The organism is Acinetobacter sp. I-MWF (assembly GCF_025433935.1).
Taxonomy (GTDB): domain Bacteria; phylum Pseudomonadota; class Gammaproteobacteria; order Pseudomonadales; family Moraxellaceae; genus Acinetobacter; species Acinetobacter guillouiae.
The window spans coordinates 1231402-1242905 of the sequence record NZ_JAMBAR010000001.1 but is presented as its reverse complement, the minus strand read 5'-3'; the positions used below and the strand labels follow the sequence as shown (position 1 = coordinate 1242905).

8 protein-coding genes and 1 pseudogene are annotated in these 11504 nt (G+C 41.4%); 1 reads left to right on the top strand and 8 read right to left on the bottom strand.

From position 1 onward, the window contains the following. Window positions 1–197: CoA-transferase (locus M2R48_RS05930; protein WP_315972839.1), on the bottom strand; the 197-nt coding region annotated here is incomplete at its 3' end. Between the two features lie 251 nt (window positions 198–448). On the opposite strand from M2R48_RS05930, the gene pcaU reads away from it, so the two are divergent. Next, complete coding sequence (gene pcaU / locus M2R48_RS05925; RefSeq protein ID WP_262085403.1) at window positions 449–1273, top strand: IclR family transcriptional regulator PcaU; 825 nt, start codon at window positions 449–451, stop codon at window positions 1271–1273. A gap of 258 nt (window positions 1274–1531) precedes the next feature. Here pcaU and M2R48_RS05920 read toward each other — a convergent pair. From M2R48_RS05920 to nirB, 7 genes and pseudogenes are all read right to left on the bottom strand, one after another. After that, window positions 1532–2056 (bottom strand): annotated as a pseudogene (locus M2R48_RS05920) (molybdenum cofactor biosynthesis protein MoaE); the annotation flags it as partial. Between the two features lies 1 nt (window position 2057). Further along, the gene (locus tag M2R48_RS05915) at window positions 2058–2300 is read right to left on the bottom strand and encodes a MoaD/ThiS family protein (RefSeq protein WP_262087453.1); all 243 of its coding nucleotides are present in this window, start codon (window positions 2298–2300) and stop codon (window positions 2058–2060) included. A 79-nt stretch (window positions 2301–2379) separates the two neighbouring features. Continuing rightward, on the bottom strand, window positions 2380–3489 hold the full coding sequence (moaA, locus tag M2R48_RS05910) for a GTP 3',8-cyclase MoaA (protein WP_262085401.1): 1110 nt from the start codon (window positions 3487–3489) through the stop codon (window positions 2380–2382). A 183-nt stretch (window positions 3490–3672) separates the two neighbouring features. Then, window positions 3673–4308, bottom strand: coding sequence for a molybdenum cofactor guanylyltransferase (locus tag M2R48_RS05905; protein ID WP_262085400.1), 636 nt, complete (start codon window positions 4306–4308; stop codon window positions 3673–3675). Next, complete coding sequence (locus M2R48_RS05900) at window positions 4305–7100, bottom strand: nitrate reductase (RefSeq protein WP_262085399.1); 2796 nt, start codon at window positions 7098–7100, stop codon at window positions 4305–4307. The genes M2R48_RS05905 and M2R48_RS05900 overlap by 4 nt, the downstream gene beginning before the upstream one ends. A gap of 97 nt (window positions 7101–7197) precedes the next feature. Continuing rightward, a complete protein-coding gene (nirD, locus tag M2R48_RS05895; RefSeq protein WP_262085398.1) occupies window positions 7198–8823 on the bottom strand; it encodes a nitrite reductase small subunit NirD in 1626 nt (541 codons plus the stop codon). Between the two features lie 105 nt (window positions 8824–8928). Next, on the bottom strand, window positions 8929–11475 hold the full coding sequence (gene nirB / locus M2R48_RS05890; RefSeq protein WP_262085397.1) for a nitrite reductase large subunit NirB: 2547 nt from the start codon (window positions 11473–11475) through the stop codon (window positions 8929–8931). Window positions 11476–11504 lie beyond the last annotated feature (29 nt).

The following is an 11504-nucleotide window of genomic DNA, read 5'->3' as shown; positions in this document are numbered from 1 at the left end:
AGCAGTTTAGCCAGACCATAATCGCCATTGCCTGCATTGTTATTGACAATCACCAGATCTTTAACGCCAAGTTCAATCAGCCCATCGATCAGCTCTGCGGGTTGTCCTGCTGTTCCAAAGCCACCAATCATAATGGTTGCACCATCTTTGATGTGGGACAGAACCTCGGTCAATGAGGTGGCGCTTTTATCAATCATCTGACTACTTCCTGTACTATGAATCACTCATTTGTTTCATCCTAGAAACCGATGAAACATAAGTTGAGTGTTTTGTTCGGATTTCTTATCTTTATTCTTGATAAATTTTGTATTTACTTCTAGGCTTAAAGTCAGATTTTGTTCGATCATCATTTTTTATGTTCGATGATCGAACATTATCCCACTAAAACAGTCTGATTTCGATTGAGCATAATTTTAATGTAATTGGCTTTAAAATAAGGAGCTGCGTTATGGATGATGAACACAATAAAACCACCCGATTAATCCATCACACTGAAAATAAAAAGATTATTCGTCATGAAGATTTTATTGCAGGGATTGCAAAAGGTTTGGCAATTTTAGAATGTTTTGGACCTGAACGACACCGCTTGAATATCAGCACTGCGGCTGAAAAAACAGGAATGACCCGTGCAGCAGCGCGCCGTCAATTACTCACATTAGAATACTTAGGCTATTTAGACTTTGATGGACATTACTATTATTTAACCCCGAAAATTCTCAAGTTCTCTGGTGCTTATTTAGATGGTTCTCCTTTACCTAAAATTTGCCAACCCTTATTAAATTTATTGACCAATCAAACCTCGCTGATTTATTCCGTCATGGTGCTAGATGGTTATGAAGCGATTACTATTGCACGAAGTGCTGCACACCAACAAACAGACCGAGTAAATCCCTATGGCTTACATTTAGGTAATCGCTTACCTGCGCATGCAACTTCTGCTGGGAAAATTTTATTGGCGCATTTAAATGTCGAAGAACAGAAGCAGTGGCTAACCCAGTATCCATTAAAGCGTCTCACTAAATATACCTATACAGACAGTGATGCCTTTATAGAATTACTACATGAGATTAAAGAACAAGACTGGTGTTATTCCTGTGAAGAACATGAATTGGGAGTGCATGCTGTGGCCGTTCCGATTTATGACTCAAATGCGGTTGTTGTTGCCGCACTCAATATTGTCTCCCCCACCATCCGTACTACCAAAGATTATTTAATTACGCATATCTTGCCGTTACTGCAAGAAACAGCGCGAGATTTACGCCAAGTGATTTAGCATCTGTTGAGATAACAAAATCTTTTACATGGCAAAATATATTTTGTGAAGAAGACACTTTGCCAAGTTTGCTAAATATGTTTTTTACATATGCCATTGATAAATTGTTTGTTCACACTGTTTGCTCAATAACACATGCTGTTCTCGTTCATGATCCTGTTGTTGACTGCTGGGTTCTAAATGCGTGTGGCCTAGATGTGCAGATGTGAAATGATGTACTAAAGCATGTTGAGAGTGATTGTGCTGAGATGAATGGTGATGAGAGGCGTCATGTTCACAGTCATGGTGGTGAAATGAATCTTTTTGTACTGAATGATCTTGTTCCACATCATCTTTTCGAATACAACAACCCGCAACATATTGGCTCGTGCCATCCAGATAAAATTCTTCTTTCCATACGGGAACCTCATGTTTTACCCGTTCTACGGCTTCTTCACAGGCTGAAAATGCTTCACGGCGATGCGCTGCATAAGCAATCGCAATAATGGCTTTTTCACCGATGTTTAAAGCACCAATACGATGAATAACCCGTACATAAGCCACCGCAAATTTTTGTTGAATCTCTTGTTCAATTTGACGAATCATTTTTTCTGAAACAGGTGCATAGGCAGTATATTTCAATGCTTTGACTGCTTTGCCTTCATGGTGATTACGTACTGTTCCAATAAAGATGCCAATCCCACCACATTCAGGAAAGTCTTGAATCGGATCAAAACTGTCTTGGCTTAAAGGAGTATCCTGAATTCTGTTGAATTGTTTAAACGTCTGTTCAAATGTATGCATATCAACCTCCCGCAACAGGTGACAGTAAAACCACGGTGCTGTCCGATGTTAATAAGGTCTGACGTGGAATAATGTCTTCGCCTATTGCACATGCACAACTTTCAAGCATGTTTCCTGCATGTGGATAAGCACGTACCACATAATCCAAAACATCCGAAATCCTCATTTCAGACTCACATTGCAGGGTTAAATCAGTCGGCAGTAAACGTTCAATTGCACCAAAGCATTCAATTTTTACAGTCATCTGCTGCTGAATATTTTTGAGTTGATTGGCAATATTTGCCAAGTCTTGTGTATTTAGAATGGTAAATTGATCTAACATATTAACCTCCAATCATGTACATACTGATTTTTCGAGATGATGAATGGTTTGATTTTGGCTGTTGATAAATCTCATCAAAGCCTTGTTTTTTCTGCCAAATATAATCAGACAAAGTATCTTGTAGTTGTTGATGCTGTAGCGAATCTAATGTTATTGGCGAATATACAGCTGCATTTGGTGAACTGATATGCGCTAATCGGAGAGGCTCTAAAACAGCTAAATCCTGATCCAATGCCTTAATTTGCGCTTTGAGGTTGATCCCCTTTGGCGCAAATAGACAATTATAAAAATCACCTTGTGCGGTTAAACGCACACGGTCACACGTGCCACAAAATGAATTGGTAATAGTCGAAATGATGCCAATCGGATAACCATCAATAAAATATTGTCGTGCAGGCTCGGAAGACTGTCCTTGCTGTAAAGTGACAACAAAGTCCTGCTTTAATTGAGTTAAGATTTCTTGTTCACTGACAATCTCGGCTTGTGACCAAAGACCAGCGCCATCCAAAGGCATAAACTCAATAAATCGCACAGTAAAATGGTGTTGAATCGACCAGTGTGCTAAGGGCAAAACCTGATCGTCATTGATGCCTTTGATCAATACAGCATTGATCTTGATCTTAAAGCCTGCTTGTTGTGCTGCGACAATACCCTCTAAGACGGGATGTAGTTCTTTTTGAGTCAGTGCCTTAAATTGTGCTGGATCTAGACTGTCCAGACTGATATTCAAGTCATCTAAACCCACTTGTTTTAATTGGCTTGCGTATTGTTTAAGATAGTGCGCATTGCTGGTCATTGAGATACGTTTGAGTCCCAGCTTTCTTAATTTTTGTAGTTGCTCAATAAAGTGCACCACACCTTGACGCATTAACGGCTCACCACCTGTGATCCGAATCTGTTCGATGCCATGCCGCACCATAAACTCACAAAACACATAAAGTTCTTCAAAACTGAGTAAATCCTGTTTTTTCATCCATTCAGGATGTTCGGGCATACAATAGACACACTTAAAATTACAGCGATCTGTCACTGAAATTCTGAGTTTACGCTTGCTACGACCATATTGATCGACAAAAGCCGTACCCACTTCGTATTGTGTCATTGCGTTCATTTACACATCCCAAGCACGATTTAGATTCAAGATTGTTTAAAACTTAAAATCTGCGCTATTTTATTGATATTGAAATTGCAAAAAATGTTCCAACTTTAATCATTCCCCATGCGCTTCAGCTAAAACCTGCTCGAATTCTCTCAAAAACAGAAATTTGCAAAAAACTAATCTAAACCAAGCCAATCAATGTAAAAACTTGAGCTGTTGATATTGCTGTAATTCATCCAAAGAATTAATGCTGTGAAAAAACAGTGCATGATTTTCAAATAACGCATCCTGAGCGTGCAAATCAGAAAAACATGCCTTTAAACTGCGTTGTCCTTGTTCAAGATGAGTGCAGATTTGATTTAAAGCACTGCGCTTTAACAAACAAAATGGATATAAGGCTTTGCCATTGATATTGACATAAGCCACTTGAGCTAAGGGATGACCCGCTAAAGCCTTATGTAAGCTTTCAATAACATCAGGTGGAATAAAGGTCACATCACAAGGCACAAAAAGTACATAGTCAGATGTCACATAAGACCAAGCACTCTTTATTCCCATCAGCGGGCCATAAAAGCCTTTTTCATCATCCTGATAGCAATACAAACTGGGAATAAGTTTTTGATAAATTGAATAATCACGGTGGCTATTGACCCAAATCTGCGCGACTCGATTTTTTAGTTGTTGATGGATCTTAATGAGTTGAATTTGATCATCAAACTTTTGTAACAGTTTATTGATTCCATTCATACGCCTTGCCTGACCACCTGCAAGAATGACTAGATCAGTTTGTGGATATTGGCTCGGTCTTCTCGGTTTTATGATTCTTTTCATTGTGTAAGCTCCGCTTGACAGGCTTTAATCAATCCGCGAATTTCAGGTAGACATGAACCACAATTACCACCTGCTTTTAAACATGCAGTCACTTGTTTTTCATGATTAATATTGTTTTCTTTAATGGTTTGAATAATTCGATTTTTACCCACTTTAAAGCAACTACACACCAACGGCCCATCACTATTGCCCATCGACATGGCTTGTCCAGCAAGTAAGGCTTTACGATGCATCGCACTTAAACGATCACGTTTAAATAAACTGGCAACCCAATCACGATCAGGCAACAAGGCTTTGGGTGCAATATATAAACTTGCAATAAGGCGACCTTCTTTTAACACCACACTATGGCTGATATGTGCAGTTTGATCTTCCAAGTTCAGCCACTCAAAACTTTCATCCTCAAAGGGTAAAAGTTGTTTGAGATGTTGAGTGGTTTGGGTAAAACGACGACGATCAGCCAATTCATAGCGCACTGCTTTGGCGGTCTGAATTTTTGTCCACCACACCGTATTTTCGATGCTATTTTTAACAATGTGTTCATACCCTTCACGGACATAAAACACCCCTTGCCACTGGGTATAAAATGGCTGAATCATCACAGGGGTATGTTTGAATTCTGGCTCGCCTGAAATCGCATCTACCACTGGATTGACCACTTTGCCAATACGGGCATCCGAAGCAAATTGATCATTCCAATGAATCGGGGCAAAAATCTGTCCACGGCGGATATTGTCACTGAGTACAGCACGTAAGACACAATTGCCCCAAGCCGATTTGATTTCGACCAATTCGCTTTCTTTCAAGCCATATTTCAATGCATCATTGGGGTGAATTTCACAAAAGGGTTCTGCTTTATGGGTGCTTAAATTGGCAGATAAACCTGTGCGGGTCATGGTGTGCCACTGATCTCGAATCCGCCCTGTATTGAGAATTAAAGGATATTCAGCAGTGCTTTGATGGACTGGATCTATCGCCATCGTGGCAATAAATTTAGCTTTGCCATCTGCATGGCTAAACTGCCCCTGTGAAAACAATTGTGCGAATGCATGCTCAGCCTGATTGCGTATGATCACAGGCCATTGAATGGGCGCCAATTGATCATATTCATCCAATGAAAGATCAGTTAAACCTTGTAAATTGAAGTAACGAAAGCTTTGGGTATTTGATCGCGCATTAATCTCTGCATTTTGATACGCAGATAACTGTGCATGTTCTTTAAAAATCTCGTGGCTATTTGCAAAATCAAAGCCAGTAAATCCAAGCTTTTTAGCCACTTGTGCCACAGCCCACCAATCCGCTTTGGACTGCTCAGGCGGGTCTAAAAAAGCACGTTGTCGTGAAATACGGCGTTCTGAATTAGTAACCGTGCCATCCTTTTCCCCCCAGCCCAATGCAGGTAAGAGCACATCGGCAAACTGAGTGGTATCGGTATCTTTGCAAATATCGGATACCACAACAAACTCGCAACTGTTTAAAGCACGTTTGACCTGATCGGCATTGGGTAGACTGACCACCGGATTGGTCGCCATAATCCAAATCGCTTTAATCTTGCCACTTTCCAATGCTTCAAAAAGATCAACGGCTTTTAATCCAACGTGTTTGGCAATGCTTGGACTGTTCCAAAAACTTTGCACAAGCTGTTGATGTTGTTGATTGTCTAAGTCCATGTGTGCTGCCAGCATATTGGCAAGTCCACCCACTTCACGCCCGCCCATTGCATTGGGTTGTCCTGTCATAGAGAACGGTGCTGCGCCCGACTTTCCAATTTTGCCCGTCAACAAATGACAATTAATGATGCTATTGGCTTTGTCCACGCCACGTGAAGACTGGTTTACCCCCATTGAAAATAGGGTCATGACTTTTTCAGTTTGGGCAAACTTTTCAAAAAAGAGCTGGAGTTTTTCTAGCGAAATTCCTGTTTTCACTGCAACATCTTGGATATCTGTTTCAGCTTGCGAGCTTTTTAGTGCCGTCTCTAGCCCTTGGGTATGTGCCTCAACAAATGCGCTATCGGCATAACCCTGTTGATGTAAATATTGTAATAGCCCATTAAACAAGCAAACATCTTGACCAATCAGAATAGGTAAATGTAAATCAGCTGCTTCACATGTAGCCGTAAAGCGTGGATCTATCACCACCACAAATAAATCACTTTGCTTTTGTTGTCTTAATTCTTTGGCTTTCATGATGCGTTGATACATCACGGGATGACACCATGCTGTATTTGAACCGACCAGAACCACCATGTCAGTATGTTCAAAATCATCATAACTTGCAGGTACTAGATCCTCACCAAAAGCACGCTTATGTGCAGCAACCGCCGAAGACATACACAATCTTGAATTGGTATCGATATTGGCTGTGCCCAAATAGCCTTTAACGAATTTATTCACCACATAATAGTCTTCCGTCAGCAACTGGCCAGAAACATAAAATGCGACACTGTCACGACCATATTGCTCGATATAGTGTTGGAATTTATTGGCAATTAAATCTGTTGCGCTATCCCAATCTGTAACTTGCTGATGGGAATGACGTCCAAGCATCGGATGTAAAACACGTGTGCCCAACCCCAGCGTATCGGCTAAATTACTGCCTTTAATACACAGTTTTCCGTAATTCGAGGGATGATTGACATCGCCAACCACAGACACTTTTTGTCCTAGCGTGGTGTCTTGCACTGTTGCTGTGACACCACAGCCTACACCACAGTAAGGACAAGTGGTGTGTGTGCTTATGATCTTTTGTTCTGTGGAGCTCGGCAGTTCCACTAAAGGGATACTATTCATTGCTGCTGTGCTCCTCAATGCTATACATTCACTTAAATATGGCTTTCATTTTTAATCTCCCCCTGCTGTTAAAATGAAGAGGGTTAAGCGATATAAATCAGCCTGCTTTTTTTAATGCAAAATCCCGACCAAATAACAATTTATTGCGAATCGAAGAAATTGGGGTTTGATCAGCAATCAATTCAGCGTACCAAGTACCATCCTCTGTATCACCAAACAGTACTGCACCCACGACTTTATCTTTTTGAATAATAATGCGTTTGTAGATTTGGCGTTTTTCATCATTCAGAATGATGTCTTCGAAATCTTCTAGCGGTTGACTGTTTTCTAAATCAATGCGGCCTGCTGAGAAAACATCACAACCACTAACTTTTAACTGGGTTGGAACAGTCGGTGCTTTAAAGGTTAAACTGCCATGTTCGGCCAAATGTGATGCACAGATAAAGGCTTGACCCCATAAAGGTTCTACCAAACCAAACGTTTGGTTACGATGCTCAATACATTCACCCACTGCATAAATACTTGGATCATAAGTTTGCATGGTGTCATTGACCAACACACCGCGATTACAGCGTAAACCCGCACTTTGTGCCAAAGCCATATTTGGGCGAATACCCACGGCAAAAACCACCAGATCTGCATCTAAAAGCGTGCCATCTTTTAACCGAACCTGAGTGACATGACCATTTTCACCGAGTAATTCTTCTGTATTGGCTTCGGTGATGATCGAAATGCCCTTTTGTTCAATTGCTGTTTTCAACATTTGACTGGCTTTGGCATCAAGTTGGCGATCCATAATGCGATCCATCAAATGCAAAACCGTCACATTCATACCACGTTGCTTTAAACCATATGCGGCTTCTAGCCCCAATAGACCACCACCAATCACCACGGCATTGTTTTTAGATTTGCAGTAGTCGAGCATATTATTGACATCATAAATATCACGAAAGCTCAACACGCCATCTAAATCTGAGCCTTTGACTGGTGGAATAAATGGTTTTGAACCCGTTGCTAAAATCAAACGGTCATAGCTCACCACCACACCTTTTTCGGTATAGACCTGCTTACGCGGACGGTCAATACGTACCGCAGCATCACCTGCAATAAAGCGAATATTTTTATCGGCATACCATGAATGGGGATGTAGCATAATGTCGTCAATGGTTTTATCCCCTGATAAGACAGGCGACAGCATAATCCGGTTATAATTCCCCCAAGGCTCCTCACCAATCACCGTCACCTCATAACGATCAGGTGCCATATCCAGCAAATCTTCCAAGCAACGCATTCCTGCCAATCCGTTCCCCACCAGAACTAAATTGATTTTTTCCTGAGCCGTACCATTATTGGTGATATAGGTTTTTTGTGGGGTTGGACTGACCCAAACACGACCATTTTCAATTTTACTTGGAAAAACCAATAATTTTTGATCTTTGTCTTCTAAACAACGGCCTGTTGCTAAACTAAAATGTTGCTTATAAATCGGTGATGCAACTACACGTTCACCTTGTAAATCACCAATAATTCCACGCGACATGACAAAGGCTTTACTGAATGGGTCTTGGTTGCTCAGCGCATATACACGCTTTTCACTGCCTACCCGAAAAATAGCCACTTGTTGTTGCCCGAGTAATGCGCCTACACCTGTATTGGGCGTAATGTCTTGCAATGCACAAATATCCAGCCAATCGAGTTCATTCATATCTTTTAAAATGGTCATTGTATTTATCCTTTTAACTACGTTGATCAGATTTTCCACCAGACTTGTTTTTAAGCTGTGGAATAAGGCCAATAAACCCAGTATTCATATGCTTATGCTTCAACCTTATGCTTCAACTACAGGAATACGGCTCTGATCACGTTCTGATTCAGTTTTTGGGCGAATTTGCCCACGGACTTTGGCAAACTGAATATGTGGATCTTGCTGTTGCTCAGCTTTGGCATTAATAAAGGTCACAAAACGTTTTCGTACTTCAGGATCTTCCACCGCAGTGCGCCATTCGTCCTGATAAGTGCCCACCACATGGCTCATTCGACGTTCAAGTTCAGCAGCAACCCCTAAGGAATCATGTACAACAACATCTTTAAGATAGTCCAAACCACCTTCCATATTGTCACGCCATACTGAAGTCCGTTGTAAACGATCCGCTGTTTGGATATAGAACATAAAAAAGCGGTCGATATATTGAATTAAAGTTTGCGTATCTAGGTCAGAAGCTAAAAGTTCTGCATGGCGAGGTTTCATTCCCCCATTGCCACAAACATATAAGTTCCAGCCTTTTTCAGTGGCAATCACCCCAACATCTTTGCTTTGTGCTTCGGCACACTCACGGGTACAGCCCGAAACTGCCATTTTTAATTTATGTGGGGAACGTAAACCTTTGTAGCGATTTTCAAGGAAGATGGCTAAACCGACCGAGTCATCGACACCATAACGACACCATGTGCTCCCAACACAAGATTTAACGGTACGTAATGACTTGCCATAGGCATGACCAGACTCAAAACCAGCATTAATCAGCTTTTCCCAAATTTCTGGCAATTGATGAACTTGTGCTCCAAACAAATCTACCCGTTGCCCACCAGTTAGCTTGGTATATAAACCATATTCTTTGGCAATCTGACCGACTGCAATCAAACCATCTGGCGTCACTTCACCGCCTGCCATACGTGGTACAACAGAATACGAACCATCTTTTTGAATATTGCCTAGATAGTAGTCATTACTGTCTTGCAACCCAGCATGATTTGCGGTGAGAACAAAGTCATTCCAGCAAGATGCCAAGATATTGGCCGCTGTCGGTTTGCAAATATCACAACCTAAACCATGCCCATGTTGTTGAATCAAATCATCAAAGGTTTTAATTTCATTGACCCGTACCAAGTGATACAACTCTTGGCGTGAGTAAGCAAAGTGTTCACAAAGATGATTATTGACTGTTACCCCTTGGCGTTGTAATTCAGATTTTAAAACTTGGGTCACTAAGGGTGCACATCCACCACATGCGGTTGCGGCTTTGGTACATTTTTTTAACGCACCTAATGAGGTCGAACCCTCTGCAATTGCACTACAAATATCTGCTTTAGACACGTTATTACATGAACAAATCGTGGCACTGTCTGGCAATAAATCAACACCACTACCTCCCGCTTTTGCTGAAGATTGTGCATAGCCCGGCATGATTAAACTCTCTGGATTTTCAGGTATAGCCAGTCCATTGAGCATCATTTGCAATAAGTCGTTATATTCTTTGGCGCAACCGACCAGTACCGCACCTAGTAATTGGGTTTTCTCTGCATTGACCACGATCTTTTTATAGACCATTGCATCTTCATCGGCATAGAAATAGCTCAATGCATTTGCAGTCATGGCATGCGCATCACCTACCGATGCCACATCGACACCCATCAGTTTTAACTTGGTGCTCATGTCTGCACCAGCAAATATAGGGCAACTTTGTTGCATCACATGCTTTGCCGCAATCCTTGCCATGTCATAACCGGGCGCCACTAAACCATAAATTTTATTGTTCCATAAGGCACATTCACCAATTGCATAAATGTCTGCATCTGAGGTTTGGCAATAATCATTGATCACGATACCACCACGCTCACCTAAAGCTAAACCACTTTGGCGCGCCAATTCATCACGTGGGCGAATCCCTGCGGAAAATAAAATAATATCTGTTTCAAGTTCGGAACCATCTGCAAACTTCATCACATGGGTGCTATTCACACCGTCTTCTATAGCCGAAGTGGCCTTTTGGGTATGGACTTTCACACCTAAATTTTCAATTTTGGCGCGTAAAACTTTTCCGCCCAAATCATCAATTTGTACTGCCATTAAACGGGGTGCAAATTCAACAACATGGGTTTCCAAGTCTAAATCACGAAGCGCTTTGGCAGCTTCCAAACCCAGCAAACCACCACCAATCACTACACCAGATTTTGCCGATAAACTCGCTGCCCGAATCGCATCCAAGTCATCAATGGTACGGTAAACAAAACAGTTGTTGCGGTCGTGACCTGAAATTGGTGGAACAAAAGCATAGGAACCTGTCGCAAGTACCAATTTGTCATAGCTGATTACATCACCATGATTGGTGGTAATGCATTTATTGCGGGTATCTATATCCGTGGCTTTGGTGTTTAAGCGCAGGTCGATACCATACGCATCAGCAAAGTCAGCACGACAGAGGGTTAAATCTTTGGCAGACTTGCCTGTAAAATATTCAGTCAAATGTACACGGTCATAAGCTAAACGCGGCTCTTCTGCCAAAATCGTGATTTCAACTTCATCACCAGCATGTTCCAGCACAGATTCAATAAATTTGTGCCCAACCATTCCATGACCAATCATCACTAATTTCATATCGATTCTCCTTAATTCTTGCTGTTGTT

Excerpts from the sequence above, each read along its gene's own strand:
- pcaU (WP_262085403.1), top strand. The coding sequence starts at position 449 with ATGGATGATGAACACAATAAAACCACCCGATTAATCCATCACACTGAA.
- nirB (WP_262085397.1), bottom strand. The coding sequence starts at position 11,475 with ATGAAATTAGTGATGATTGGTCATGGAATGGTTGGGCACAAATTTATT.
- M2R48_RS05905 (WP_262085400.1), bottom strand. The coding sequence starts at position 4,308 with ATGAAAAGAATCATAAAACCGAGAAGACCGAGCCAATATCCACAAACT.
- M2R48_RS05915 (WP_262087453.1), bottom strand. The coding sequence starts at position 2,300 with ATGACTGTAAAAATTGAATGCTTTGGTGCAATTGAACGTTTACTGCCG.
- moaA (WP_262085401.1), bottom strand. The coding sequence starts at position 3,489 with ATGAACGCAATGACACAATACGAAGTGGGTACGGCTTTTGTCGATCAA.
- nirD (WP_262085398.1), bottom strand. The coding sequence starts at position 8,823 with ATGACCATTTTAAAAGATATGAATGAACTCGATTGGCTGGATATTTGT.
- M2R48_RS05900 (WP_262085399.1), bottom strand. The coding sequence starts at position 7,100 with ATGAATAGTATCCCTTTAGTGGAACTGCCGAGCTCCACAGAACAAAAG.